Annotated in this window: 24 protein-coding genes; 14 read left to right on the top strand and 10 right to left on the bottom strand. The window is 72.1% G+C overall.

Going from position 1 to position 25,621, the window contains the following annotated elements:
* The first annotated feature begins 183 nt into the window (after positions 1-183).
* The 6 genes from CP978_RS14385 (at position 184) to CP978_RS14360 (ending at position 7,197) form a co-directional block, all read left to right on the top strand.
* A complete protein-coding gene (locus CP978_RS14385; protein ID WP_052454119.1) occupies positions 184-699 on the top strand; it encodes an ATP-binding protein in 516 nt (171 codons plus the stop codon).
* 477 nt (positions 700-1,176) lie between these two features.
* The gene (locus CP978_RS14380) at positions 1,177-2,382 is read left to right on the top strand and encodes a hypothetical protein (RefSeq protein ID WP_052454118.1); all 1,206 of its coding nucleotides are present in this window, start codon (positions 1,177-1,179) and stop codon (positions 2,380-2,382) included.
* Complete coding sequence (locus tag CP978_RS14375) at positions 2,379-3,284, top strand: lactate/malate family dehydrogenase (protein WP_043440917.1); 906 nt, start codon at positions 2,379-2,381, stop codon at positions 3,282-3,284. Before CP978_RS14380 ends, CP978_RS14375 begins: the two co-directional genes overlap by 4 nt.
* The gene (locus tag CP978_RS14370; RefSeq protein ID WP_043440915.1) at positions 3,281-4,414 is read left to right on the top strand and encodes a phosphoenolpyruvate carboxykinase (ATP); all 1,134 of its coding nucleotides are present in this window, start codon (positions 3,281-3,283) and stop codon (positions 4,412-4,414) included. Before CP978_RS14375 ends, CP978_RS14370 begins: the two co-directional genes overlap by 4 nt.
* Before the next feature lie 381 nt (positions 4,415-4,795).
* Positions 4,796-5,971, top strand: coding sequence for a 4-hydroxybenzoate 3-monooxygenase (locus CP978_RS14365; RefSeq protein ID WP_043440914.1), 1,176 nt, complete (start codon positions 4,796-4,798; stop codon positions 5,969-5,971).
* A gap of 338 nt (positions 5,972-6,309) precedes the next feature.
* Complete coding sequence (locus tag CP978_RS14360; RefSeq protein ID WP_043440912.1) at positions 6,310-7,197, top strand: Bax inhibitor-1/YccA family protein; 888 nt, start codon at positions 6,310-6,312, stop codon at positions 7,195-7,197.
* A gap of 149 nt (positions 7,198-7,346) precedes the next feature.
* On the opposite strand, the gene CP978_RS14355 is transcribed toward CP978_RS14360, so the two are convergent.
* On the bottom strand, positions 7,347-7,574 hold the full coding sequence (locus CP978_RS14355) for a DUF4287 domain-containing protein (RefSeq protein ID WP_043440911.1): 228 nt from the start codon (positions 7,572-7,574) through the stop codon (positions 7,347-7,349).
* A 101-nt stretch (positions 7,575-7,675) separates the two neighbouring features.
* On the opposite strand from CP978_RS14355, the gene CP978_RS14350 reads away from it, so the two are divergent.
* Positions 7,676-7,987: a hypothetical protein gene (locus CP978_RS14350; RefSeq protein ID WP_079162145.1), complete on the top strand. Its 312-nt coding sequence runs from the start codon at positions 7,676-7,678 to the stop codon at positions 7,985-7,987.
* A 10-nt stretch (positions 7,988-7,997) separates the two neighbouring features.
* Here the strand turns inward: CP978_RS14350 and CP978_RS14345 are convergent, their stop codons facing one another.
* From CP978_RS14345 to CP978_RS14335, 3 genes are all read right to left on the bottom strand, one after another.
* Positions 7,998-8,771, bottom strand: coding sequence for a hypothetical protein (locus CP978_RS14345; protein WP_043440908.1), 774 nt, complete (start codon positions 8,769-8,771; stop codon positions 7,998-8,000).
* A 268-nt stretch (positions 8,772-9,039) separates the two neighbouring features.
* Complete coding sequence (locus CP978_RS14340) at positions 9,040-10,260, bottom strand: acetyl-CoA C-acetyltransferase (protein ID WP_043440906.1); 1,221 nt, start codon at positions 10,258-10,260, stop codon at positions 9,040-9,042.
* A 197-nt stretch (positions 10,261-10,457) separates the two neighbouring features.
* On the bottom strand, positions 10,458-11,507 hold the full coding sequence (locus tag CP978_RS14335; protein WP_174498634.1) for an SGNH/GDSL hydrolase family protein: 1,050 nt from the start codon (positions 11,505-11,507) through the stop codon (positions 10,458-10,460).
* 183 nt (positions 11,508-11,690) lie between these two features.
* Here CP978_RS14335 and CP978_RS14330 point away from each other — a divergent pair, with 183 nt between their 5' ends.
* Positions 11,691-13,082, top strand: coding sequence for a cystathionine beta-synthase (locus CP978_RS14330; RefSeq protein WP_043440901.1), 1,392 nt, complete (start codon positions 11,691-11,693; stop codon positions 13,080-13,082).
* A gap of 393 nt (positions 13,083-13,475) precedes the next feature.
* On the opposite strand, the gene CP978_RS14325 is transcribed toward CP978_RS14330, so the two are convergent.
* Entirely contained in the window at positions 13,476-13,910 is a 435-nt protein-coding gene (locus tag CP978_RS14325) for a hypothetical protein (protein ID WP_162484964.1), read from the bottom strand.
* A gap of 225 nt (positions 13,911-14,135) precedes the next feature.
* Here CP978_RS14325 and CP978_RS14320 point away from each other — a divergent pair, with 225 nt between their 5' ends.
* A complete protein-coding gene (locus CP978_RS14320; protein ID WP_043440891.1) occupies positions 14,136-14,978 on the top strand; it encodes a MurR/RpiR family transcriptional regulator in 843 nt (280 codons plus the stop codon).
* A 281-nt stretch (positions 14,979-15,259) separates the two neighbouring features.
* On the top strand, positions 15,260-15,826 hold the full coding sequence (locus CP978_RS14315; RefSeq protein ID WP_043440889.1) for a hypothetical protein: 567 nt from the start codon (positions 15,260-15,262) through the stop codon (positions 15,824-15,826).
* 11 nt (positions 15,827-15,837) lie between these two features.
* On the opposite strand, the gene CP978_RS14310 is transcribed toward CP978_RS14315, so the two are convergent.
* The 5 genes from CP978_RS14310 to CP978_RS14290 form a co-directional block, all read right to left on the bottom strand.
* A complete protein-coding gene (locus tag CP978_RS14310) occupies positions 15,838-16,212 on the bottom strand; it encodes a roadblock/LC7 domain-containing protein (RefSeq protein WP_043440888.1) in 375 nt (124 codons plus the stop codon).
* 16 nt (positions 16,213-16,228) lie between these two features.
* Complete coding sequence (locus CP978_RS14305; protein ID WP_043440886.1) at positions 16,229-16,744, bottom strand: roadblock/LC7 domain-containing protein; 516 nt, start codon at positions 16,742-16,744, stop codon at positions 16,229-16,231.
* Positions 16,745-16,784: 40 nt separating this feature from the next.
* Positions 16,785-17,672, bottom strand: coding sequence for a hypothetical protein (locus CP978_RS14300; RefSeq protein ID WP_043440884.1), 888 nt, complete (start codon positions 17,670-17,672; stop codon positions 16,785-16,787).
* Positions 17,669-18,067: a hypothetical protein gene (locus tag CP978_RS14295; RefSeq protein ID WP_150478222.1), complete on the bottom strand. Its 399-nt coding sequence runs from the start codon at positions 18,065-18,067 to the stop codon at positions 17,669-17,671. Before CP978_RS14295 ends, CP978_RS14300 begins: the two co-directional genes overlap by 4 nt.
* Before the next feature lie 252 nt (positions 18,068-18,319).
* Positions 18,320-19,786: a type III PLP-dependent enzyme domain-containing protein gene (locus tag CP978_RS14290; protein ID WP_079162144.1), complete on the bottom strand. Its 1,467-nt coding sequence runs from the start codon at positions 19,784-19,786 to the stop codon at positions 18,320-18,322.
* Between the two features lie 129 nt (positions 19,787-19,915).
* On the opposite strand from CP978_RS14290, the gene hutU reads away from it, so the two are divergent.
* The 4 genes from hutU (at position 19,916) to hutI (ending at position 25,510) form a co-directional block, all read left to right on the top strand.
* Complete coding sequence (gene hutU, locus CP978_RS14285) at positions 19,916-21,580, top strand: urocanate hydratase (protein ID WP_043440878.1); 1,665 nt, start codon at positions 19,916-19,918, stop codon at positions 21,578-21,580.
* A gap of 107 nt (positions 21,581-21,687) precedes the next feature.
* The gene (locus tag CP978_RS14280) at positions 21,688-22,890 is read left to right on the top strand and encodes an allantoate amidohydrolase (RefSeq protein ID WP_043448602.1); all 1,203 of its coding nucleotides are present in this window, start codon (positions 21,688-21,690) and stop codon (positions 22,888-22,890) included.
* On the top strand, positions 22,887-24,278 hold the full coding sequence (locus CP978_RS14275) for a formimidoylglutamate deiminase (RefSeq protein ID WP_043440875.1): 1,392 nt from the start codon (positions 22,887-22,889) through the stop codon (positions 24,276-24,278). Before CP978_RS14280 ends, CP978_RS14275 begins: the two co-directional genes overlap by 4 nt.
* A 23-nt stretch (positions 24,279-24,301) precedes the next feature.
* Positions 24,302-25,510, top strand: a complete 1,209-nt coding sequence (hutI, locus tag CP978_RS14270) for an imidazolonepropionase (protein ID WP_376697991.1) — start codon at positions 24,302-24,304, stop codon at positions 25,508-25,510.
* Positions 25,511-25,621: the final 111 nt, after the last annotated feature.

Here is a 25,621-nt window from a genome sequence, read left to right as displayed (position 1 = left end):
ACGGTAGAACGCTGTTGCTCTCAAGTTGCCCCATATGGACGGTACTCAGCGGACCCGGGGGACGTCCGGGGAAAAGTCGAGGAGAACCGTCAACGTCCCCCTCAAAAGCCGGGGCCGGGTTGGGGGTAGAGCCGTCCGCGCCGGGTTGCAAGGCTCTTACCGACCGTCGCTGAGAGTGCCCGGATGAGCACAATCCTGGACCAGGGAGATTCCCCCATGCGCCCCAGAGATGCCGGATCGACCAGCCTGCTGATGGAGCCTCCGCGCTCAGTCCCCAAGGGACCGACGGCTGTTCTGCCGGCCTTCGACATGGCGCTCCGATCCGAACCGACCAGCGTGCGGGTTGCCCGGCGCGTCACGAAGGCGTGGATTCGCTGCCACTGCCGGATGACGGAAGACCAGGTTGACGCCGTCGTGATCGTCGTGTCGGAGCTCTGCACCAACGCGGTGCAGCACGGCCGACGCGAGTCCATCGACGTGCGGGGCTGGATGTCGGCGCCGGACGAACTCCGCATCGAGGTGCACGACAACTCGCCCTCGCCCGTCCCCGCGCCTTTCCACGCCGGTACCGAGCAGGAGAGCGGGCGCGGCCTGGTTCTCGTTGACGTTCTCGTCACCGAGCTGGGCGGCAGTTGGGGATTCACGGAGGATGGCACGTGCGCTTGGTGCTGCCTTGCCTTACGGGGGGAGGCCCGGTGATCGCGCCGGTTCAGCGCTGGACCCGCCCCGCACCCCGGTGGACACCACCGCCACTCGACGGCGAGGAGCTGGCGACCGTCCTGGCGAGGCTGCGCGAGTGGGAGGCGTTCGACGGGGGAGGCCCTGCGATCACTGGACGGCCGTCGGGCATCCGCGCCGGATGGGCTAGACCCTTAACGAGCTGCTGGAGCGGCTCATCGCTGCCAAGTGCCTCAAGGAGGCGGCATAGAGCGCTGTCCGGTGGCCCGAATGCCTTCGGCCCAGGCCATCGGACAGGACAACTCCCGGCGCGGAGAGGTACTCCAACGCCCCTCCCCCGTGGCGTACGCACCTCTCCGCGCCGGGGCTCCCCCCTTCGCCGCCATCGGGCCTGACCGCTCCCGACCAAGGCGGCTCTCGTCCTGCCGCCTGCCCCATGACGCACCCCGAAACGTGACCAGCACCCAGAGGAAGCGCGATCCCACAAGGAGACGGCCGGTGACCCTCACTACGAGCGAGACCACGACGGTGAGTGCGGCGCTGCTGCACACCGCTAGCCAGCGGATCATCACCCGCGCAGTTGCAGAGCTGTGGCCGAACAAGGACGTCGTCCTTGGCCCGCAGTGCCCGAGCGTCACGTCGTACGTCTGCCGGGTCATGGTGGACGGCGAGGAGGTGATTGCCAAATACAGTTGGCTCGGTATGTCCTTGGTGTCGATCCTGTGGGGCGCCGCAGGGACGTGGGAAGAGGTCCAGGAAGCGCAGCGTGCCTACGTCGCCAGCGCCGAGCTGCTGACCGCGCGCGAGGCTCAGAACCTGGAGTTCCTACGGAAGCTCGGCCGTCCCCGGGTGTGCGGGACCGCGGGTCTGCACGGCGGAGTCCTGTTCACGCAGGTCGTCGCTGGTACACCGTTGGCCGACGGGCTGTCCGCCCGTCCGTGGGAGACGGGCGCGCTCCTCGAGGCGGTCCTCGACGCGCTCGGCGATCTGCACGGCCCGGCCGGCGCCGAGTGTCTGCGCGGAGCGGCGCCGATCGGCGAGCGATCCGTCGTCGGCGTCTTCTGCCGGAAGTTCAACGGCCTGAGCACCACCGCCTATCTGCGGGCGCTCGGCCGGGACAGCGGGCTCCCGGAGTACGAGCGCCGCGAGATCATCGAGCTGGTGCAGAACGCGGTGTGGCGGCTGCTCCGGATGTCCAGTGCGATCTCGCCCCGCCGGGACACCGTCGTGTTCGGGGACCTCAAGCCCGAGCACGTCTTCACCGACAGCGGGCACCTCGTCTTCATCGACCCGGCCGTGCAGTGGGCCGTCGGTCCTCAGCCGGACGTCGCGAAGCTCACCGGCCGGGCCCTCCTCCTCGCTGTCGGCCACCCGGAGCCGCAGACCGGACGGCAGATCGTGCAAGGCGTCGCGTCCACGCTCGCCCGGCACATCGCGGCACTGCCCGAGCGGGAACGAGCGGCCCGGCTCCGGGAGGTCCTGGTCCTGTGGCTCATGGACACCGTGAGCATCCTGAGCACCTGCCTCAGCGCGCCGCCGGGGCTCCCCCTGGCGCCCCATCAGCAGGCCCTTGTCGCCCAGGCCCGCACGGTCGCGGGTGTCGTCGACCGGGTGAGCGCCCTCCTCGTGGGGTCGATGGCCGGCCCCCGGCTCCTGGACGCGGTCTTCTCCGAGGTGGAGCACACCGCGGGGAGCGCGCGGTGAGCGGCCCGGGGGTGGGGATCGTTGGGGCGGGTGCCGTCGGGCAGACCGTCGCCGCGAGCCTGGTTACCGCGGGCTTACCTGAACGTCTTCTCGTCGTGTCCCGGCGGCCTGGCCCGGTGCAGGGCTTAGCCGCCGATCTCCAGGACCTCGCGCACACCGCCCGCTCCCGGTCCCTGGTCGAGGTTGGTGAGGTCGCCGACCTTCACGGCTGCGATGCGGTCGTGATCGTCCTGCGGACCGACTTCAAGAACACGGCCGAGCGGGACATCCGGCGCGGCGGGGCGGCGGCGAACGCTCCCGCTCTCGGCGAGCTGGCGCGGGAACTGCGCGGGTACGGCGGGACCGTCCTGGTCGTGACGAACCCGGTCGACCTGATGGCCCGCCGGTTCGCCGACGTGTCGGGCTGCTCGCGGGTCTTCGGGATCGGGTCGAACCTCGACTCGGCGAGGTACCGGCTCCTGCTGGCGGGGTACGCCCAGGTCTCCCCGGAGTTGGTGCGCGGTCATGTGATCGGCGAGCACGGCGACCGTGCCGTGGTGTGCGCGTCGACGACCACCGTCGGCAGCCGCCCGGTCGCGGTCTCGGTGCGCGCTGTGGTGGAAGACCTCCAGCGGCGCCCGGCACTGATCCGTAACGGCATCGGCCGCACCCGCTGCGGGCCCGCGGGCGCGGTGCTCTCCACGCTCCGCAAGGTCCTCGGCCTGGTCGACGGCATCGAGGAGCTGTCCGTCCCGTACGGGGACGTCTACCTCGGAATTCCGCTCCGCTTCACCGGTGGCCAGGCCGCACCGTCCCTGCCTTCCCTCACTCGTTTTGAACGCCTGCGTCTGGACTCTGCGGCCAGCAGTCTCCGCGACGCCTACGCCCAACTCCCTGCTCTTCCCGAGAGGATCGCTACATGATCAGCGCTACTCGACTTGAGGCCGCCGACGCGGCCGTCACCGTGCTCAGCAACCGGTCAGAGGTCACGGACTGGGCCCTGCGCTACTTCGGCCCGTGGTGGAACGCCACATCGGTGGATGCCGTCGCCGTGTGCGCCGGGGCTGTGCTGATCGCGGAGGTCACGCCGGACGCCTACAAGGGGATCACCCGTCTCGTCCACGACGGCCGGCTCACTGAGGCCGTCGACTACGCGAAGCACCCGCTGCTGATGGCGCGCGACGACGAGGACATCATCGCCGCATCGCCGAGCGAGGGGATCGCGTACCGCAGCACGCCGTCCTCGGGCCGTCTCGTCCTGGCCGGTACCGAGGCACAGCCCCTCGCCCTCGCCGCCGCGCGCCTCGCGCGGGAGGCGATCCGCGGCCAGCTCCTCCGTGATGGGTGGGCCGTGCTCCACTCCTCCGCGGTCGTACGGCCGGACGACGGCGCGACCCTCCTCGCCTTCGGGGACAAGGGGGCCGGGAAGACCACCACGGCGCTGCTGCTCGCCTCGCACGGCTGGCAGCTCCTCGCCAACGACCGGGTGCTGGTCCGGCCGACGGGCGAGCGGGACGTCGAGGTCGTGCCCTGGCCGTCCGCTGCCGCGCTCGGCCTCGGCCTGCTCCACTCGCTCGGCTGGGACTACAAGGCGCGCGAGCACCTGCGGGCCGGAGGCAGCTTCCACCCGACGCAGCACGAGTCGGTGACCGAGGCGCTGCTTGCCGGCGACCACACGCCGCTGTGGGAGAACGCGAAGCGGGAGCGGAAGGTCCAGGTGTTCCCGGACCAGTTCCCGGACCTGTTCGACGTGCCGCTGGCCGCCGGCGGTCGGGCGGCCGGCCTCCTCTTCCCCCAGGTCGACGCCGACGCGGTGCCGGACGTCATCGGCGGCACCCGGACGCTGAGGGAGGCGGACTTCATGTCGGGGGCGACGGAGGACCGGTACCCCGACGTCTTCGGGCAGGGCCAGGGCGTGGACGGCGGCGGCCGGGAGAACGCGCGGGCCGAGGTTGCAGCTCGCCTTGCCGAGCTGCCGCATCGCGCGGTCCGGCTGAGCCACGACATCCCAGCGAGCGCCGCGGTGCTGTGCAAGGCCGCGGACGGGATCTGACGGCCCGGCACGCGTCTGCCTTGCGCGCTTGGTTCAAGTCCGGTTCCGGGCACCTTCATCTATATATGCGCTCCTTCGGTGGTATCCCGCCGGCCGGTCCGGCGTGGATCCCCCGGTGCCCGGGTCCGGGGTGTGCGGCAGGGGTGCCGGTGCCGTGGTGTGCGCTGCCGGGCCGGGTGTGCGGTGGACGCCGGTGAAGGCGTCGGGGCGCGGCCCGTCATGTACCGGGCCGCGCGACGTCCGCTGATGAGGTTTCGTCGATCGTCGGGTCCAGGCGTTGACAGAGGGATGCTGAGGCCGGACACTCGGCTTCGATAGAAGTGAAGGAAATTTCACCAGGCGAACCAGACGAACAAGCTGTATGTGTTGAGGGGTGTCGGAATGCGTACCACGGTCGGCATCATCGGGGCAGGGCCCGCCGGGCTGCTGCTGGCGCGGCTGCTGCGCAACGAGGGCATCGACTCGGTCGTGCTGGAGAGCCGGGACCGGGGCTACGTCGAGCGCCGCCAGCGCGCCGGGATCCTGGAGCAGGGGACCGTCGACGTGCTGCGGGCCGCGGGTGCGGGTGAACGCATGGACCGCGAGGGGCTGCGCCACGACGGGATCGAACTGCGCTTCGCGCGCCGCCGCCACCGCATCGACTTCCCCGCGCTCACCGGCGGCAGCTCGGTGATGGTGTACGCCCAGACCGAGGTCTGCAAGGACCTCATCGCGCTCCAGCTCCGGGAGGGCGGGCCGCTGCTGTTCGAAGCGGAGGCGCTGGCCGTCGAGGGCGTCACCACCGAGCGACCCCGGGTCCGCTTCCGGCACAAGGGCCAGGAGGACGTCCTGGAGTGCGACTACGTCGTCGGCTGCGACGGCTTCTGGGGGGTGTCCCGCAAGGCGGTCCCCGCGGAGCTGTCCCGGGTCTTCGAACGCACCTATCCCTTCGGCTGGCTGGGCATCCTCGCCGATGTGGCACCCTCGCACGACGAACTCGTCTACGCCCGGCACGAGCGGGGCTTCGCCCTGCTGAGCATGCGCACACCCGTCACCTCCCGCCTCTACCTCCAGGTGCCGGAGGGTACGGACGCCGGGGAATGGTCCGACGACGAGATCTGGGACGAGCTGGAGCGGCGCCTCGAGACCGCCGACGACTGGACGCTGGCCCGGGGACCCGTCACCGCCAAGTCGGTCACCCCGATGCGGAGCCATGTCCATGAACCGATGCGCCACGGACGGCTGTTCCTCGCCGGGGACGCCGCCCATATCGTGCCGCCGACCGGCGCCAAGGGGCTCAACCTCGCGGTCGGGGACGTCACCACCTTCGCGCGGGCCCTGACGCATCGGCGGGACACCGGGTCGAGCGACCGGCTGGACGCCTACTCCGAGACCTGTCTGCGGCGCGTCTGGCAGGCCGAGCGCTTCTCATACGAGATGACCACGCTGCTGCACCGCTTCCCGGACGCCTCCCCGTTCGACGAGCGCATCCAACTGGCCCGGCTGGAGCGGCTCGCCCTCTCGCGCGCCGCCGAGACCGATCTCGCCGACGGCTACACGGGATTCCCGCTGGAGTGATCCGCCGAGGGCGGCCCATCGGACCGACCCATCGGACCGACCCATCGGACCGGCCTGTTGGGCCGACCCGCTGGAGTGAGCCGTCGGAGTGACCCGGCCGGCGGGCCCGCCCGAGTGACGTGGCACACACGGCGGAACACGCGGCGGGTCCCCGGCCGGTCTCGACTGTGTCCCAAGTCGGTCAGGGAGCGAGGCGGTTCCTCGCCGGGAAGAAGGTTCACACGTAGCGTGTTGCGGACAAGGCGGAGGGAAAGATCCTTCCCAGGCACTAGGGTCAATCCTTTGCCTACCCATTACTCTTGAGCCAAGGCCGCGCAGGGTGGCCATGGAGGAGTGAAATGAGGAGCAGCAACCCGGTCTTCTCGCGACGGGGGTTCAGCCGCGACAACGGCTACGCGGGCTTCAACACCGCGCCGCAGGCCGGGGGAGCCGCTGCCGGTACGCAGGGCAACCCGTACGCGCAGGGAAATCCGTACGCTCAGAACCCCTACGCCCAGAACCCGTACGCACAGCAGACGCAGCCCGGCGCTCCGCCCGGGGCCCCGGTCTCCACCGGCCGGATGACGATGGACGAGGTCGTCACGCGCTCGGCGATGACGCTCGGCACGGTCACCGTCGCCGCGGTCCTCGCCTGGGCCGTGCTGCCGGTCACGTCCACCAGTTTCGGTCTGGCGATCGGCTCCGGCCTCATCGCGTTCGTGCTGGCGATGGTGCAGTCCTTCAAGCGGACCCCGTCGCCCGCGCTGATCCTCGGGTACGCCGCCTTCGAGGGCGTCTTCCTCGGCGTGGTCAGCAAGATGTACAACGCGCAGTGGAGCGGCGCACCCCTCCAGGCCGTGGTCGGCACCCTGGCGGTGTTCGGCGCCACCCTGCTCGTCTACAAGGCGGGCTGGATCCGGGTGACCTCCCGGTACGCCAGGATCGGCACCGCCATCGCCATCGCCTTCGTCCTGGCCATGGCGGTCAACATGCTGCTGGTCGTCTTCGGGGTCGCCCCCGACGGCGGACTGCGCAGCATGGGCCCGCTGGGTGCGATCGTCGGCGTCATCGCGATCCTGCTCGGCGCCTTCTTCCTGACCCTCGACTTCAAGCAGATCGAGGACGGCATCACCTACGGCGCGCCGCGCGAGGAGGCCTGGCTGGCCGCGTTCGGCCTGACCGTGCACCTCGTCTGGATCTACCTGGAGATGCTGCGGCTGGTCGCCATCTTCAGCAGCAGCGACTGAGCGGTGCCGGTGCCCGAGGGCAACCGGCGAACCGCGAAGGGCCCGCGCACCGTGCACACGGTCCGCGGGCCCTTCGCCGTGACGGGGGCCGTTCCGGTCCGGGTCGCGGGGGCTTGGTCCGGACGGGCCGTCGATGCGCTGGTGCGCGCTCAGAGCAGTTTGCGCGCGGCCCTCCTCAAGTCGTACTCGTGAATGATCGCCTTGGCGTGCCCGTACGCGAGATCGTGCTCGTGCCGGAGCCAGCTGACCTTCTCCTCGAAGCAGAGGGCGGGGCCTTCGTCGACGGTGCGGAGCCAGTCGGAGACTTCACGACCGGTGCAATGGGGGATACGGGCGAGCAGATTGCGGTGGGTCTCCTCGGAGAAGATCTGGGACATCGGCGCCTCCGGACGCACTCGATGAAGCCGGTCCTTCAGGTCACCGTGCCCGAGCGTCCGCCTGTTGGCAACAGTCGTGCCGCGACGCGTAGTCTCGCGGCGTGCTTGATACGACGCCTTTGACCCAGGCCGTGGACCACTTCGCCGACCGGCTGCGGGCCGCTCCGCAGAGCCGGCTGCAACGCAGCGCGGCGGCCGAGGCCCTCGGTCTGGCCAGGGAGTTGGCACGCCGTGCCCAGCTCCTGGAGGACCCGTCGGCCGAGCCGCGGGAGATGCCGGACGCGGGCATGTTCGCGGCCGCCGACCAGATCACGGTCGCCGCGCACGATCTGGCCGTGGTCCTGACGGACGAACGAGAGCTCGCCGAGGCCGTGGCACTGGTGGAGGAGGCGCAGAAACGCGCCGGGGTGTGACGGCGGCGGGCTACAGGGAGGCGATGACGCGGTCCGCGAGGATATAGACGCTCTCGTCACCGCACTCGAACGTCAGCGCGTACGCGCCCGAGACACCCGAGCCACCCAGCAGGACCGGGGGATGCCCGTCGCTCAGGGCCTCCGCCAGCCGCTCCGCGGTCTCGCGGTGCCCCGGGGTCATGCACAGCGTCGTACCGTCCGCGAACACATAGACGTCGAGGGTGCCCAGCGGGCCCGGGCGGACGTCCGAGAGCTCGGTGCGGGAGGCGGCCAGGTCCTCCAGACAGGCGACCGTGCGCTCATGGTCGTTCACCACGGGGGACGGGGCCGGTACGAAGTCGGGGTGCGAGGGGTGGCGGCGGCGGGCGGCCGCCAGTTCGGGGGAGTCGCCGGCGAACTCGATCTCCTCGGCGGTGGACTCGGCCACCGGCTCCAGGCCCGCGAAGTCCGACGGACGGGGCAGGAACAGATCGCTGTCGGACAGACCGAGCAGGGTGGGGGTGTCGGCGATGTCCCTGGCCTCCTGGGCGGCCCAGAAGGCCCGCGCCTCGGCCAGTTCACGCTCCCGTTCCTCGGCGAGCGCCTCGGCCACGGCGGCCCGTATCTCCTCCGCGTCGGCGGTGGAGCGGGCGGCGGGCACCAGCCCGCGCGTCTGCGCGGCACGGCTCGCGACGAGTTCGGTGTGCAGGGCCGCGACATGTCGGCGCAGCGACCGCACGCTGCACAGGACGGCGACGCCCACGCCCGCCGTGGCGGCCGTGGTGAGCAGCAGAGCTATCGGCATGGCGCTCACTGACGTACTCCCGGTTCACAGTCGACCCCCGACTTCCTACATCAGCTTGAAGGGTGGACTAACCAGCTGTCAGTGCGTGATGTCACGAAACGGACAGGACCTGGCCCCGGTACCGACCTGTGAAGCGGCCTGACCTGCCCAAACCCCTTCTCGGGGGAGATAGGTCACATCCTGGGGATGATTGAATCACAAAATGGCCCGAAGCCCCCTGGCGGACGGGGCTCCGGGCCTTCGCGCGGGGCGCGACGGCGTCACGCGGTCAGGAGAGGCGCTCGATCACCATGGCCATGCCCTGGCCGCCGCCGACGCACATCGTCTCCAGGCCGAACTGCTTGTCGTGCCACTGGAGGGAGTTGATCAGGGTGCCGGTGATGCGGGCGCCGGTCATGCCGAAGGGGTGGCCGACGGCGATGGCGCCGCCGTTGACGTTCAGCTTCTCCAGCGGGATGCCCAGCTCGCGGTAGGAGGGGATGACCTGCGCGGCGAAGGCCTCGTTGATCTCGACGAGGTCGATGTCGCCGATGGTGAGACCGGCGCGCCTCAGGGCCTGCTTGCTGGCCTCGACCGGCCCGAGACCCATGATCTCCGGGGAGAGCGCGGACACCCCGGTGGACACGATCCGGGCCAGTGGGGTGAGGCCCAGCTCACGGGCCTTGGTGTCGCTCATGATGATCACGGCGGCGGCGCCGTCGTTCAGCGGGCAGCAGTTGCCCGCGGTGACCCGGCCGTCGGGCCGGAAGACGGGCTTCAGGCCGGCCACGCCCTCCAGGGTGACGCCGGCGCGGGGGCCGTCGTCCTTGCTGATCACCGTCCCGTCCGGGAGGGGCACCGGGGTGATCTCGCGCTCCCAGAAGCCCTTGGCGATGGCCTGCTCGGCGAGGTACTGCGAGCGGACGCCGAACTCGTCCATCTCCTCGCGGGTGATGCCCTTCAGCCGGGCGAGGTTCTCGGCGGTCTGGCCCATCGCGATGTACGGGTCGGGCAGCAGGCCGTCCTCGCGCGGGTCGTGCCAGCCGGCGCCCTCGGACCCGGCGACGGCGGCGGTACGGGCCTCGGCGTCGGCGAAGAGCGGGTTGTGGGTGTCCGGGAGTCCGTCGGAGGTGCCCTTGGTGCTGCGGCTCACCATCTCGACGCCCGCGGAGACGAAGACATCACCCTCACCGGCCTTGATGGCGTGCAGGGCCATCCGGGAGGTCTGCAGCGAGGAGGAGCAGTAACGGGTGACGGTGCACCCCGGGAGGTGGTCCATCCCCAGCTGTACGGCGACGATCCGGCCGAGGTTGTGGCCCTGCTCGCCGCCGGGGAGGCCACAGCCGAGCATCAGGTCGTCGATGTCCTCCGGGTCCAGTGCGGGGATCTTGTCCAGGGCGGCCCGGACGATCGTGGCGGTGAGGTCGTCGGGGCGGAGGTCCTTCAGGGAGCCCTTGAAGGCGCGGCCGATGGGGGAGCGGGCGGTCGAGACGATGACGGCTTCGGGCATCACGGCTCCAGTGCACGAGGAAAGGCAGGGCTGTGAGGGAAGTTACCCGTACGTACGGTGAAGGTCACGGGAGGCGGAGTGTGACGCGGGCCGCACTCTCCCTGTGCTCGTCCACCGGTGCGCGGGACTCCCGCCCGGCCCGTGGGGGGAGTCCCGCACGGACCGGGCGGGCGGGGCGGCGGCCCGGAGTCGTCCGCTCAGGTCGTGGGCTCCGGGGCCGTGGCCGGGGCCGCCTCCGGGGTGGGCAGACGGCGGCGGCGCCTGCGCTTGAGGAGGGCCCAGGGGCCCCGGGGCCCCGTCGGCAGGGCGGCCGTGACCTCGGTGCCCGCCTCCGACGCGGCCTCGGCGGCGGCGCGGGCCACCGGCAGGAAGCCCTCCCGGCGCGAGGCGTCCGGGCGCTCCTCCTCCGCCGGCCACAGGCCCAGGGCCGCGCAGACCGTCGGCAGGACCGCCATCGCCGCGGTGGCGTAACCCTCCGCCGAGGGGTGGTAGTTGTCGGGGCCGAAGAGCTCCCTCGGGTTCGCCGCGAACTCGGGGCCCAGCAGATCGCCCAGCGACACCGTGCGGCCCCCCTGCTCGACGACCCCGATCGTCTGGGCCGCGGCCAGCTGCCGGGAGGTGCGGCGGGCCAGCCAGCGCAGCGGCTGCTGGACCGGCTCGATCGTGCCGAGGTCGGGGCAGGTGCCCACCACCACCTCCGCGCCCGCGGTGCGCAGCCGGCGGACCGCCGCCGCCAGATGGCGCACCGAGCGCGTCGCCGGCATCCGGTGCGTGACATCGTTCGCACCGATCATGATCACGCAGATGTCGGGCACCTGCCGTTGGTCCTCCAGCGTCAGCGCCACCTGGCGGTCCAGATCGTCCGACTGTGCCCCGGGAAGGGCCACCACCCGCAGCTCCACCGGGCGTTCCGCCACCGCGGCCAGGCCGGAGGCCAGCAGCGAGCCGGGCGTCTGGCGGGAGCGGTGCACGCCCTGCCCCGCGGCCGTGGAGTCACCGAGCATCGTCAGCCGCAGCGGCGGCTCGTCGCTCTCGGACCCTCGTGAGCGGGGGTAGCCCCAGCCGTACAGGCCGTCCGCGCTCGGCGGGTGCGGGCTGTGCCCGTTGCCCACATGGCGCTTGGCCATCTGCACCTCGGCGAGCAGCAGTCCGACGGCGGCCGCGCCGACCAGTCCGATCCCGCCGCCGCCGTATGCCGCGCCCGCCGCGATGCGCCGGGCCACCCTCGCCCTAGACATGCTCGACATGCGTCGCCGCCACCTCCTCTTAGCCCGCCCTACATCCACTGCTTGCCCCGTACGCACCGTCGTCCAATCTTGACGAGGGGTGAACGCCCGGGACGGCCCGTGCGCACGGGCCGTCCCGGGCACGGGACCGCTTACGCTGGCGGAACCATCAGGACCACTTCTTTGCAGCAACCGGAGACAACGGTGCAATTCCACGACTCGATGATCAGTCTCGTCGGCAACACCCCGCTGGTGAGGCTCAACCGCGTGACCGCCGGGATCCAGGCGACCGTGCTGGCGAAGGTCGAGTACTTCAACCCCGGCGGTTCCGTGAAGGACCGGATCGCCCTGCGCATGATCGAGGCGGCCGAGAAGAGCGGCGAGCTGAAGCCGGGCGGCACGATCGTCGAGCCGACCAGCGGGAACACCGGGGTGGGCCTGGCGATCGTGGCCCAGCAGAAGGGCTACAAGTGCATCTTCGTATGCCCCGACAAGGTGTCCACGGACAAGATCAACGTGCTGCGGGCCTATGGCGCCGAGGTGGTCGTGTGCCCGACGGCGGTGGACCCGGAGCACCCGGACTCCTACTACAACGTCTCCGACCGTCTGGTCCGTGAGACCCCCGACGCCTGGAAGCCCGACCAGTACTCCAACCCGAACAACCCGCTGTCGCACTATCACTCGACCGGCCCCGAGCTGTGGGAACAGACGGAGGGGAAGATCACCCACTTTGTCGCCGGCGTCGGCACCGGCGGGACCATCTCCGGCACCGGGCGCTATCTGAAGGAGGCCAGCGGCGGGCGTGTCCAGGTGGTCGGCGCCGACCCCGAGGGCTCGGTGTACTCCGGCGGATCCGGGCGTCCCTATCTGGTCGAGGGCGTCGGTGAGGACTTCTGGCCGACCGCCTACGACCGGACGGTCGCCGACGAGATCGTCGCCGTGTCCGACAAGGACTCCTTCCAGATGACCCGGCGGCTGGCCAAGGAGGAGGGGCTGCTGGTCGGCGGCTCCTGCGGCATGGCGGTCGTGGCGGCGCTGCGGGTCGCCGAGCGTCTGGGGCCGGACGATGTCGTGGTCGTGCTGCTGCCCGACAGCGGACGCGGCTACCTCAGCAAGATCTTCAACGACGAGTGGATGGCGGACTACGGCTTCCTGGAGGACGCCGGCCCCAGCGCCCGGGTCGCGGACGTGCTGCAGGACAAGGCCGGCGGCACCATCCCCTCCCTCGTCCATATGCACCCCGACGAGACGGTGGGCCAGGCCATCGAGGTGCTGCGGGAGTACGGCGTCTCCCAGATGCCGATCGTCAAGCCCGGCGCCGGTCACCCGGATGTGATGGCCGCCGAGGTCGTGGGGTCCGTCGTCGAGCGTGAGCTGCTGGACGCCCTGTTCACCAAGCGCGCCTCGCTCGACGACCCGCTGGAGAAGCACATGTCCGCACCGCTGCCGCAGGTCGGCTCCGGCGAGCCGGTCGGGGACCTGATGTCCGTGCTCGGCGACGCCGACGCGGCGATCGTCCTCGTCGAGGGCAAGCCGACCGGAGTGGTCAGCCGGCAGGACCTGCTGGCGTTCCTGGCCAAGGGCGGCAAGCAGTAGGCAGCCGCCGCACGGCGCATCGGCCGTGGGCGCGGCACCGCCGGAAGAAGGGCTTCGCGGAAGTGGTACGCGTACGTCACGTCCGCGAAGCACCGGCTTAACACGGCTCCGGCACAGTAAGGGGTGTCGGCAGGACGAGGGGAACGCCACCGGGGCGCCGAGCACCGGATGCGCCCCTCATCGGCCGGCAACCGAAACGGCGCCAGGGACATCCGGAGCGGCTCCCGGACCTCCATGGACGCCACGGACGCGCAGCCGGCCCATGCGGGCCCCGCGTCCCTCGCGGGGACCGCCGTCGTCCCGCCCCCCGGCAACGGGGGTGCGGCGGTCCCCGCGCATCTCTTCATCGGCGCCGTCGGCAGGGCGCCCGGGGTGACCGCCGTGGTGGGCGTGTCAGTCCTTCCAGCCCTCGTCCTGTGAGGACTTGGTGTGGAGGCCGAAGAGGCCGGGATGGGTCCGGGCCGCCTGGACCACATTGACGCCGACGATGCCCACCCAGGCGAGCAGCACACCGGCCAGATGTCCGAAGGCGCCGGCGATCGCCGAGAGCGGTATCGCGAGCACCAGCGACACGACGGCGAAGCCGAAGCGCTCGCCCCAGGAGTCCGTGGTCCCCGGCGACCGGGCGCCACGGGCCACCGTCATCTGCTGCTCGGCCAGTTGCCGCCGCAGCCGACGGTCGATCGTGCCGTCGAGGCGCTGCTCGATCTTCTCCATGAAGGAATCGACCAGCGCCGACTCGTACTCCTCGCCCAGCTCCCTGCGGGCCTGAAGGGTGGCGTGGAGTTCCTTCTTCAGGTCGGCGTCCCGCGCGTCCATACCGGTCATACACACCACGCTATGGGAAGCGCGACCCCCGACGCACTGGGGGTAACCCCCCTCTTGAGCCGGGGGCCGCCGGGACCTCCTCCCGGCGGCCCCCGGCTCTGCATATCGCCATGCAGGGCTCTTGGTGTTTGAATACAGCCAGAGTCAGAGGTGTGCGGTGGTGTCACAGGTGTCCGGACAGCTGAGTGACGGGCCTCCTGCCCGTCGCCGGAGGGGGAGCACGTCATGAGCGTGGCCGACGGCCCTGCCGCACGGTTGCAGGCGCTCTTCGAGGGGCACCGGCTCACGCCGACCCAGCGGCGGATCGCGCACAGCATGGTGCGGCGGGCCGCCGATGTGCCGTTTCTGTCGAGCGTCGAACTGGCCGAACTCGCCGGTGTCAGCCAGCCGTCCGTCACCCGCTTCGCGGTCGCCCTCGGCTTCGACGGCTACCCGGCGCTGCGCAGACACCTGCGTGAGGTCGCCCCCGCGGAGCAGGCACCCGAGGCGGGCTCGTACAACGAGTACCAGCAGGCCGTCGAGGCCGAGATCGAGAACCTGAGGCATCTGGCGGAGCTGCTGGCCGACCCGCGGCCCGTCCAGAAGGCCGGACGGATCCTGGCCGCCTCCCGCCCGCTGCCGGTGCTGGGCCTGCGGGCCGCCGCCTCCCAGGCCTATGGCTTCGCCTACTTCGCGGCGAAGGTCCATCCGGACGTCCGGCTGCTCAACGAGGGCGGCACCATGATCCAGGACCGTGTCGACGCGGCCGTACGCGCGGGTGCGAGCGCCCTGCTCTGCTTCGCGCTGCCCCGGCATCCCCGGGAGGTCGTGGACGCGATGGCCTATGCCCGGCAGGCGGGCCTGACGGTGGTCACGGTCGCCGACTCGGCGTTCGCCCCGGTGGCGAAGGTCTCGGACCTGCTGCTGCCGGCCGCGGTCGGCACGGGGCTCGCCTTCGACACGGCCTGCGCCCCGATGCTGCTCGGCCGGGTCCTGCTGGAGGCGATGTGCGACGACCTGCCCGAGGCCCAGGCCCGGTTGGAGGAGTTCGACGCGCGGGCGGCGGCCAGGGGACTGTTCGTGGAGTAGCCGCGCGGGCGCCGGTTCAGGGCGTCCCGGGGCGCCGGACATGTCTCCGGGCGCCGGTTTTTCAGGCTCGTCTCACATTCGCTCGCTAGCCTGCGCGGCCTGAGGCACTTCAGGACGCGACGGGAGGCCGGAACGTGGCACGCGGAGGACGCCGAGAAAGCCAAGACCGCCAAGACCGCCAAGACCGCCGAGAACGCCAAGACCGCCAAGAACGCCAAGACCGCCAAGACCGCCAAGAACGCAGAGGACACCGAGAACGCGGAGGACAAGGCCTGGCTCGGGTGGCCGTCGTGGTACGGGCCGGGGCCGCACCGTTGTGGTGGCTCGGGGTGTTCGCGGCGGGCATCGGGGTGCTGGTGCCGGGAGCGACCGGACGGCGTGTCGGTGTGACGGCCGGGGCGGCCCTGTTCCTCGTCGCGGCCGCCGTCGTCGCCTGTGCCCGCCGCAAGCGGTACACGGCCCTCGCCCGGGGCGCCGTCCGCGCCGGCCGGTACGACGTGCTCCAGGACCGCGCGGTCACCGTCCGCACCTGGCGGCGCGGCCACCGCTGGTGGCTGCTCGCCGCCTTCGCCGCCGCGCTCGCCGGGTCCCTGGTGGTACCGGCCGCCGGAGGCATGCTGCTCGCCGGGACCGGCGCCGGACTGTGGCTGAAGGCCGCCTGGCTGGGACGTCGCGAGCAGTACGGCGAGGCACTGCTGTGGGTGCGCGTGGACTGGCTCGGCCGGTACGGCGGCGCACCCGCGGGCAAGCGGGTCAAGGGCTACCGCGGCACCGGAGTCGCGGCCGGCGACGCGGCCCCGGGCGGGGCGCGCCGCCGTACCGCGGTGCTCGCTCAGCGGACGGGCTGACGGCCCGTGGATCAGACCTCCAGGTCCTCCTCGATCCTCTTCAGCTGGTGACGGGCCATCGCCAGATTGGCGCGCTTGCCGTCGAGGACGAGATAGAGGAAGAGCCCGTTGCCGCCGCGGCTGGTGAGCAGCCGGATCAGGTGGTACTGGTCGGACAGCGTGATCAGGATGTCCTCGATCTGCCCCTTGAGGCCGAGGTGTTCCATGGTGCGCAGCTTGGCGCGCACCACATCGGTGTTGCCCGCGGCCGCCACGGTGAGGTCGAAGTCCTTGCTGCCGCCCATCGTGCCCAGCGCCATGCCGCTGGTGTAGTCGACGAGGGCGACTCCGGTCGCGCCCTCGATGGCGGCGAGCGCCTCTTTCAGTGCGGTTTCGGTGTTGGCCATCTGCTGGTGTGTCCTTTCAACTTTCCGTGGTGGTGTGCGCGTTCGCGGTCGAACGGGGACTCGCGGGGGTGCGCTTGGGGAGGGTCCGCGCGGGGGCGGACCCGAGTGCGGCCGTGGTGGACGGACGGGGGGTGCCGGGCTGTGCCGGCCCGATCCGGGGGGCGGTCGCGTCGACGAGTTCGCCGATACGGGCGCTCGCACGCCGGCCCTCCAGATGCAGGCGGCCGACGTTGACCCGGTCCTGGGCCAGCAGGGTGAGGACGGCGCTGCGGCCCGCCGCATAGCCGGCCACATAGCCGTGGACGCCGCGGACCAGCAGTTCACGGAAGTCGCCCTGGCCCGTCGCCTCCGCCAGCCGTAGGGCGACGCCCAGCGCGGCGGCGGTGAGCGCGGCGACCCCCTCCGGTTCCACTCCGGGGGCGTCCTGGGCGAGGACGAGTCCGTCGACACTGGCGGCCAGGGCGCCGGTAAGCTGGGGAATGCGGGCTCTGAGCCGGTGGATTTCGGCGAGGACTTCGGCTTCCGCGTCCATCAGGGGGCTCCTCTCGGCGGGGCGTTGGCGTTCGAGCCGGTCAAAGGGCCTCCAGCGCATCCCTCAGCCTCTTCAGGAAGGTGATGTGGGGGTCGGCGAAAGGCGCCTGCTGTGCGGCGGGAACGGGTGTCTCGGCAGCAGGGGCGGAGACGGTGGCGCGGGCGGGTGCGGGGGCGAGCGGGGCGGGCACGGTGGCGCGGGCGACCGGGGCGGGGACGGCGGCAGGGGCCGCGACGAGGCCCGCGGCGGCCAAGCGGCGCAGATCCACCAGGGTGTGGAACGCGGGACGGCCCAGGGCGCGCGAGATGTCCGCCGCCGTCCGTAACCCGTTGATCCGTTCGAGCACCGCTCGCTGACGGGAGGTGACCGCCGGGCCCGCCGGGAGGCCGGTGCGCACCAGCGGATCCCGGTCCGTCGCCGGATCGGGCCAGATGCGGTGCAGCAGCTCACGGCGGCGCAGCGTCTCGCGTGCCACCGCGGCCACCGGCACCGGGCGCACCGGGCCGAGCCAGTGGGCCTCCCCGTACCGGAAGCGGGCGGGGGCGCCGCTCGGGCCGAGCACGAAGTACGCCGCGTCGTACAGCGCCCCCAGGTGGCACAGCTCCAGCGCGCCCTGGCCGATCCGGCCGCTGTCCACCAGGAACCGTCCCACCTGCCGGAGCGGCCCGGCCTGGGCGATCGCCTCCCGCCAGCCCTCCTCGTCCAGTGCGCCGCGCGCGATCAGCAGGGCGTCCAGGCCCGGGGTCGCGGGGCTCTCGGCGTACACCAGCTGTCCGCCGGACAGATGGAGCATGCCGCCGTCGCGCATCAGCACGCCCGTGGCCCGCTCGGCGGCGAGCCGGTCGAGCAGGGGGGAGATGCCGTTGCCCGGGATCTGGGTCCGCTGCCGCACGGGCAGCGTCGGCGGGGGCGTCCGTACCGTGGTCATCCCACCACCAGCCGTGCGGCCATCTCGCCGAGCCGGATACGGGCGAGGGCCAGATTGCCCTCGGTACGGGCCAGCCACAGATGCAGGAAGACGCTGCTGTCGAAGGTGGTCGGGACGAAGCGCAGCAGGTGATAGCTGTCCCGGTTGGCGATGATCAGGTCCTCCACCGGGCAGGTGCCCTCGGACCAGTCGGCGCCCTCCTCCGGGGCGAACGCCCGGTGTTCGGCGGCCAGCCTGGCCAGTTCGGCCGCCTCCGCCGCGGTCGTCTCATGGTCACCGCCGGGTGCGTCCCCGACCGTGCCCAGGGCGAGCCCGCTGGTCCAGTCGACCACCGCGGCGCCCCGGGCGCCGGGCAGTCGCATGGCTTCCAGCAGGCACTCGTCGATTCCGGGCACCGTGGCTCCCCTCCCGCCTCGGGTACGGCTGAGTGACGCCGACGCTACGCAACGTGTGCGCGACGGGTGAGCGATCTGGCATTTTCCGGTGGAACATGCGCCGGGCCGCTAGGGTAGGTCGATTTTGCCCGTGCACAGGACCGTCGGAGCGGATCCGGCTCCACCCGGCTGACCTGCGAAGACGCGGGCGGTGCGGAAGGGCGCGGGCGGTGTGCAGGGGGAGCGGGCGCCCGGGAGGGGCGCGCGCCGCCCTCAGAGCTCCGTCAGTGCGCCGGTGTGCCCCCCGCCCGACTCGGCGACGATCTCATCGAGGGTCTGCGGCTCCCGTACGACCGCGAACCGCGTCCCCTCGGTGCCCGGTGCATAGCCGTACACCCCCGGGCGGGCCAGGGAGTTGTACGCGTAGTGGTGGGCGAAGTAGTACGCCCCGGTGTCCAGCGCCGCCGCATGGTCGCCCTGCTCCAGGAGCGGCAGCGCCTGCCCCTCGGCCAGCAGATCGCCCGCGAAGCACGCCGGACCGGCCACGTCCTGCACCACATGGGGCCCCTTCTTGGGGCGTCCCTGGGCGTCGTACGCCGCGATCCGCAGCGGCCAGGACGCCGGCGCGTACACCGTGCGGGTCGCGACCTGGACGCCCGCGTGGGTGACGGCGACGGCCCGGCCGCCCGCGCGCTTGGCGTACTCCACCCGCGCCACCACCGTGCCGTGCTTGGCCAGCAGCGACCGCCCGAACTCGGTGACCAGCCCGTACCGCCCGCCGAACAGTGCGGGCACCGCCTCCGACAGCAGCCGCGCGTACTGCGCATGGGTCGGTGTCGTCGCGTCCGAGGCGAAGTTGACCGGAAGTCCGCCGCCGATGTCGATCGTGTCGATCTGACGGCGCCCGACCCTCCGGTTGATCTCCTCGGCGAGTTCATGGATCTCCGCGACGCCCCGCGCCATCAGCGACAGCGGTACGCCCTGCGAACCGGAGTGCGCATGCAGCCGGGTCAGCCAGGGCCGCTCGGCATACGCGCGCACCAGCCATTCGCGCGCCCCCTCGTCCCGCAGCGCCACCCCGAACTTGGAGGTGGCGGTCGCGGTGGACAGCGCCTCGATCGCACCGGACCCGATCTGCGGATTCACCCGGATCCCCAGAGGGGAGGAGGTCTTCGCCGTGCGCATGAGGCCGTCGAGCCGCTCCAGCTCCTGGGGATTGTCCACATTGACGGCGATACCCAGCTTCAGCGCCTCCCGCAGCTCGGCCGTCGTCTTGGCGGGTGCGTCCAGCACGATGTGCTCCGGCGCCGTCCCGGCCGCCCTCGCCAGCGCCAGCTCCCCGGGGCTCGCGACCTCCGCGCCGATGCCCTCCTCCCGCAGCAGCCGCAGCACCGGCACCAGGGGGGTCGCCTTCACTGCGAAGGCGTGCAGCACCGGGGTGCCGGGGGCGACCACCGCCTCGAAGGCCGCCCGCAGCGCCGCCGCCGACTCCCGGATGCCGACGACGTCCAGGAGGCCGACGACCGTGGCGTCCGGCCCCAGCAGCCCCTGTTCGACGGCGGCGCGCACGGCCGTGTCCCGGCGCGCCACCCGCCCGGCGTCGTCGGGGCGCCCGTCCCCGCTCGTCCGTCCCGTCCCGCCGTGTCCGTCACTCGTCTCCACCACGACCCCCGTCCTCGCGTCCCTGCCGAAGCCGCCGTCGCAGTCACCGTCCGTGCGGCCCTGCCCCCAGCCAAACATCCCCGGCCACGCCACGCTGACGCATGCATGTATTGACTAGTTCTATTCAGATGGTCAGGATGTGAATAACCACCGCAACAGTCGCCGCGCGCCCCCGGCCGCGTGCGGCCGTCCCCCAGGAGGCAGACCATGTCAGGACCCCGCCCCGTCGTGGCACCGCGCGGCACGGAATTGAGCGCCCTGGGATGGCAGCAGGAAGCCGCCCTGCGGATGCTGCAGAACAACCTCGACCCCGAGGTCGCCGAGCACCCCGACAAGCTCGTCGTCTACGGCGGCACCGGCAAGGCCGCACGCGACTGGCGCTCCTTCGACGCGATGGTCCGCACGCTGAAGACCCTCAAGCAGGACGAGACCATGCTCGTCCAGTCCGGGCGTCCGGTCGGCGTGATGCAGACCCATGAGTGGGCGCCGCGCGTCCTCATCGCCAACTCCAACCTCGTCGGCGACTGGGCCAACTGGGAGGAGTTCCGCCGCCTGGAGGCGCTCGGCCTGACCATGTACGGGCAGATGACCGCCGGCTCCTGGATCTACATCGGCACCCAGGGCATCCTCCAGGGCACCTATGAGACCTTCGCCGCCGTCGCCGCGAAGAAGTTCGGCGGCACGCTGGCCGGGACCATCACCCTGACGGCCGGACTCGGCGGGATGGGCGGCGCCCAGCCGCTCGCCGTCACCATGAACGACGGCGTCGCGATCTGCATCGACTGCGACCCGCGCGCCATCGAGCGCCGTATCGAGCACCGCTATCTGGATGTGAAGGCCGACTCCCTGGAGCACGCCCTCCAGCTGGCCGTCGAGGCACGCGACCGGCGCGTGCCGCTCTCCATCGGCCTGCTCGGGAACGCGGCCGAACTCGTCCCCCAGATGCTGGCCATGAGCGCCCCCGTCGACATCGTCACCGACCAGACCTCGGCCCACGACCCGCTGGCCTATCTGCCGGTCGGGGTCGCGTTCGAGGACATGGCCGACAGCGCGGCCAAGGACCCGGCCGGCTTCACCGCACGCGCCCGCGAGTCGATGGCCCGGCACGTCGAGGCGATGGTCGGCTTCATGGACGCGGGCGCCGAGGTCTTCGACTACGGCAACTCGATCCGCGGCGAGGCACAACTGGCTGGCTACGACCGCGCGTTCGCCTTCCCCGGCTTTGTGCCCGCCTATATCCGGCCGCTGTTCTGCGAGGGCAAGGGCCCCTTCCGGTGGGCCGCGCTGTCCGGCGACCCGGCCGACATCGCCAGGACCGACCGGGCGATCCTCGACCTGTTCCCCGAGAACGAGTCTCTGGCGCGCTGGATCAAGATGGCCGGCGAGCGCGTCCACTTCCAGGGCCTGCCCGCCCGGATCTGCTGGCTCGGCTACGGCGAGCGGGACCGGGCCGGTGAGCGGTTCAACGACATGGTGGCGAGCGGCGAGCTGAGCGCCCCGGTCGTCATCGGCCGGGACCACCTCGACTGCGGGTCCGTCGCCTCGCCTTACCGGGAGACCGAGGCGATGCTCGACGGCTCGGACGCGATCGCGGACTGGCCGCTGCTCAACGCCATGGTGAATGTGGCGTCGGGCGCGTCCTGGGTGTCCCTCCACCACGGCGGCGGGGTCGGCATGGGCCGCTCGATCCACGCCGGGCAGGTGACGGTGGCCGACGGGACGCCGCTGGCGGGGGAGAAGATCCGCCGGGTGCTGACGAACGACCCCGGCATGGGCGTCATCCGGCATGTCGACGCCGGTTACGACATCGCGGAGTCGGTCGCCGAGCAGCGGGACGTGCGGATCCCGATGCGCGAGGGTGACGACGCGTGAGCGAGCAGCACGGTGCACCGGCCGGTCCCGCCCCTGCGGGGGCCGGCGCCCCGACGGCGGAGGCGGGCGGGGCACGGCCCGCGCCCGGCGGTGGCTCCTTCCACCAGATGTGGCGCGAACTGCGGCCCATCGGCCGCCACCCCGACTCCGGCGGCTACCGCCGCTTCGCCTGGACGGATGCCGACACCACCTGCCGGGCCTGGTTCCGGGAGCAGGCCGAGTCCCGCGGACTCGCCTTCGAGGTGGACCGGAACGGGAACCAGTGGGCCTGGCTCGGCGACCCCGCCGCGGGAGACGCCGTCGTCACCGGCTCCCACCTGGACTCGGTGCCCGACGGCGGTGCCTTCGACGGGCCCCTCGGGGTGGTTTCCTCCTTCGCGGCCCTCGACGAACTGCGGGCGCGGGGCGCCGCGTTCCACCGGCCGCTGGCCGTCGTCAACTTCGGGGACGAGGAGGGCGCCCGGTTCGGGCTCGCCTGCGTCGGCTCCCGGCTGACCGCCGGGCAGCTCACCCGCGAGCAGGCGTACCGGCTGACCGACGCCGACGGAGTCACCCTGCCGAGGGCCATGGAGGCCGCCGGATACGACCCCGACGCCATCGGTCCCGACCCGGAGCGGCTCGCCCGGATCGGCGCGTTCGTCGAACTCCATGTCGAGCAGGGCCGGGCCCTCGACCTGAGCGACGAGAGTGTGGGCGTCGCCAGCGCCATCTGGCCGCACGGGCGCTGGCGGTTCGACTTCCGGGGCGAGGCCAACCATGCGGGCACCACGCGGCTCGTGGACCGGCGCGACCCCATGCTGTCCTACGCCGACACCGTCCTCGCCGCCCGCCGGGAGGCCGAGCGGGCGGGCGCCGTCGCCACCTTCGGAAAGATCGCCGTGGAACCCAACGGCGTCAACGCGATCCCTTCCCTGGTGCGCGGCTGGCTCGACTCCCGCGCCGCCGACCAGGAGAGCCTGGACGGCGTGGTCGACGGGATCGAGAAGGCGGCCCGGGCATACGCGCGGGCGCAGGGCGTGGACCTGGACGTCGTCCGGGAGTCCTTCACCCCCGTCGTCGAGTTCGACCATGTCCTGCGCGACGAACTCGCCCGCATCCTGGGCAAGGACAGCGATCTCACGGTGCCGGTCCTCGGCACCGGCGCCGGACACGACGCCGGGATCCTGTCCGGGAGCATCCCGACCGCCATGCTGTTCGTGCGTAACCCCACCGGTGTCTCTCACTCACCGGCCGAGTTCGCGGCCGAGGACGACTGCGTGGCCGGGGTGCGCGCACTGGCCGACGTACTGGAAGGGCTGGCCTGCCGATGACCGAGACCCCCTTGCGGACCTACTGGCTGGAGCATGCCTGGCTCGGCACCCGGGTCGAGCCGGGCGTGGCGCTCGAGGTGCGCGGCGACCGCGTCGCAGCCGTCCGCACCGGTGTGCCCGCCCCGCCATCCGGCGCCGAGGTGCTGCGCGGGCTGACCCTCCCGGGGCTGGCGAACGCCCATTCGCACGCCTTCCACCGGGCCCTGCGCGGCACCGCCCAGGCCGGCGGTGCGTCGCCGGGCCGGGGCGACGGTGACAACACGGAGCGGGCGCCGGAGTCCTTCTGGGCCTGGCGGGACGTCATGTACGCGATCGCCCACCGGCTCACCCCGGAGAGCTACTTCGCGCTCGCCAGGGCCACCTACGCCGAGATGGCGCTGGCGGGCATCACGGCCGTCGGCGAGTTCCACTATCTGCACCACGCCCCGGACGGCGCCCGGTACGCCGACCCCAACGCCATGGGCGAGGCCCTGATCGACGCCGCCGGGGAAGCCGGCATCCGTATCACCCTCCTCGACACCGCCTATCTCTCCTCCGGCTTCGGGGAGCCGCCCAGCGCCCGGCAGCTCCGCTTCTCCGACGGCACCGCGGACGCCTGGGCCGAACGCTGTTCAGTTCTCAAGGAACGGGATCACGCACGGATCGGTGCGGCGGTCCACTCCGTACGGGCTGTGCCGGCGGAGCAGTTGGCGACGGTGGCGCGCTGGGCGGAGGAACGGCGGGCCCCGCTGCATGTGCATCTGTCCGAACAGACGGCGGAGAACGACGCCTGCCTCGCGGCACACGGCTGCACCCCGACCCGTCTGCTCGCCGACCACGGTGTCCTCGGCCCCCGCACCACCGGTGTCCACAACACCCATCTGACGGAGGAGGACATCCGGCTGATCGGCTCGACCGCCACGGGCACCTGTATGTGCCCGACCACCGAGCGGGACCTGGCCGACGGCATCGGTCCCGCCAGGGCCCTGCAGACGGCCGGCTCCCCGCTCTCCCTGGGCTCCGACAGCCATGCCGTCATCGACCTGCTCGAAGAGGCCCGCGCGATGGAGCTCAACGAGCGGCTGCGCACCCGGATGCGGGGCCACTGGACGGCCCCTGACCTGCTGCGGGCGGCCTCCGCCGACGGGCATGCGGCGCTCGGCTGGCAGGACGCGGGCTCCCTGGAGCCCGGCGCGCTCGCCGACTTCACGACGATCGCGCTCGACTCGGTCAGGACCGCGGGACCGCCGGCGAGCAGGGGCGCCGAGACGGCCGTATTCGCCGCGACCGCCGCGGATGTGCGTCATACGGTCGTGGGCGGGCGGCAGATCGTGCGCGACGGGGCGCACACCCGGGTACCGGATGTGCCGCGGGCGCTGGAAGAAGCCGTCGCGGCCCTGAGCGCCTGATGCCCGCCCACGGGCAGCGCCCGATGCCCACCCATGGACCAGCCACCCACGAGGAACCCATGAGCAGCACGGTCATCACCAACATCGCCAGTCTGGTCACCAACGATCCCTCCCTCGGTGACACCACTCCCCTCGGTCTGATCCAGGACGCGGCCCTCGTCGTCGACGGCGACCGCGTCGTCTGGATCGGTGAGTCCAGCAAAGCACCCGCCACTGACAATCGGGTCGACGCCGGCGGCCGGGCGGTGATCCCGGGCTTTGTGGACTCTCACTCCCATCTGGTCTTCGCGGGTGACCGCACCGAGGAGTTCAACGCCCGTATGTCGGGCCGCGGCTACTCCGCGGGCGGCATCCGCACCACGGTGGCGGCGACCCGGGCGGCGACCGACGTGGAGCTGGAGGCGGGCCTGGTCCGCTATCTCGCCGAGGCCCTCCGGCAGGGCACCACCACCATGGAGACCAAGTCCGGCTACGGCCTGACGGTCGAGGACGAGGCGCGTGCCCTGCGCATCGCCGCCGCGCACACGGACGAGGTCACCTATCTCGGCGCCCATGTCGTCTCCCCCGAACACGCGGACGACCCCGCCGCCTATGTGGCCCTGGTCACCGGTGAGATGCTCGACGCCTGCACGCCGTACGCCCGGTGGATCGACGTCTTCTGCGAGAAGGGCGCCTTCGACGGCGACCAGGCCCGCGCGATCCTCACCGCGGGCCGGGACCGGGGCCTGCACCCGCGGATCCACGCCAACCAGCTGTCCTACGGGCCGGGAGTGCAGCTCGCCGTCGAACTCGACGCGGCCAGCGCCGACCACTGCACCCATCTCACGGACGCCGATGTGGACGCCCTGGCGAACAGCCGTACGGTCGCCACGCTGCTGCCCGGCGCCGAGTTCTCGACCCGCGCCCAATGGCCCGACGCCCGCCGTCTGCTGGACGCGGGGGCGACGGTGGCCCTGTCGACGGACTGCAACCCGGGATCGTCCTTCACGTCCTCGGTGCCCTTCTGCATCGCGCTGGCCGTACGGGACATGGGCATGACCCCCGACGAGGCGGTCTGGTCGGCCACCGCGGGAGGGGCCCGGGCCCTGCGCCGCACGGATGTCGGCCGCCTCACCCCGGGCGCGTACGCCGACCTGGCGGTCCTGGACGCGCCGAGCCATGTCCATCTGGCGTACCGGCCGGGGGTGCCGCTGGTCTCCGAGGTGTGGCGGCGGGGCGTACGCGTGCATTAGTGCCGCGGCAGGCAACGTTCGCCCGTCAAAAAGCGGCGCGAACGTCGCCCGCTGCGGGACCGGCACGGCGGAGACGACGCCGACGGTGCCCGCCCGGCTCATTCCGGGAAT

The organism is Streptomyces nodosus (genome assembly GCF_008704995.1).
Taxonomy (GTDB): Bacteria; Actinomycetota; Actinomycetes; order Streptomycetales; family Streptomycetaceae; genus Streptomyces; species Streptomyces nodosus.
This window is presented reverse-complemented; position numbering and strand designations above follow the sequence as displayed.

Coding starts and splice junctions, on each gene's coding strand:
- CP978_RS14310 (WP_043440888.1), bottom strand. CDS start 16,212: ATGGCCAACACCGAAACCGCACTGAAAGAGGCGCTCGCCGCCATCGAG.
- CP978_RS14345 (WP_043440908.1), bottom strand. CDS start 8,771: ATGCCGATAGCTCTGCTGCTCACCACGGCCGCCACGGCGGGCGTGGGC.
- CP978_RS14320 (WP_043440891.1), top strand. CDS start 14,136: ATGAGCGTGGCCGACGGCCCTGCCGCACGGTTGCAGGCGCTCTTCGAG.
- hutI (WP_376697991.1), top strand. CDS start 24,302: ATGCCCACCCATGGACCAGCCACCCACGAGGAACCCATGAGCAGCACG.
- CP978_RS14385 (WP_052454119.1), top strand. CDS start 184: ATGAGCACAATCCTGGACCAGGGAGATTCCCCCATGCGCCCCAGAGAT.
- CP978_RS14355 (WP_043440911.1), bottom strand. CDS start 7,574: ATGTCCCAGATCTTCTCCGAGGAGACCCACCGCAATCTGCTCGCCCGT.
- CP978_RS14300 (WP_043440884.1), bottom strand. CDS start 17,672: ATGACCACGGTACGGACGCCCCCGCCGACGCTGCCCGTGCGGCAGCGG.
- CP978_RS14280 (WP_043448602.1), top strand. CDS start 21,688: ATGTGGCGCGAACTGCGGCCCATCGGCCGCCACCCCGACTCCGGCGGC.
- hutU (WP_043440878.1), top strand. CDS start 19,916: ATGTCAGGACCCCGCCCCGTCGTGGCACCGCGCGGCACGGAATTGAGC.
- CP978_RS14360 (WP_043440912.1), top strand. CDS start 6,310: ATGAGGAGCAGCAACCCGGTCTTCTCGCGACGGGGGTTCAGCCGCGAC.
- CP978_RS14340 (WP_043440906.1), bottom strand. CDS start 10,260: ATGCCCGAAGCCGTCATCGTCTCGACCGCCCGCTCCCCCATCGGCCGC.
- CP978_RS14325 (WP_162484964.1), bottom strand. CDS start 13,910: ATGACCGGTATGGACGCGCGGGACGCCGACCTGAAGAAGGAACTCCAC.
- CP978_RS14290 (WP_079162144.1), bottom strand. CDS start 19,786: ATGTTTGGCTGGGGGCAGGGCCGCACGGACGGTGACTGCGACGGCGGC.
- CP978_RS14370 (WP_043440915.1), top strand. CDS start 3,281: ATGATCAGCGCTACTCGACTTGAGGCCGCCGACGCGGCCGTCACCGTG.
- CP978_RS14335 (WP_174498634.1), bottom strand. CDS start 11,507: ATGTCGAGCATGTCTAGGGCGAGGGTGGCCCGGCGCATCGCGGCGGGC.
- CP978_RS14275 (WP_043440875.1), top strand. CDS start 22,887: ATGACCGAGACCCCCTTGCGGACCTACTGGCTGGAGCATGCCTGGCTC.
- CP978_RS14305 (WP_043440886.1), bottom strand. CDS start 16,744: ATGGACGCGGAAGCCGAAGTCCTCGCCGAAATCCACCGGCTCAGAGCC.
- CP978_RS14365 (WP_043440914.1), top strand. CDS start 4,796: ATGCGTACCACGGTCGGCATCATCGGGGCAGGGCCCGCCGGGCTGCTG.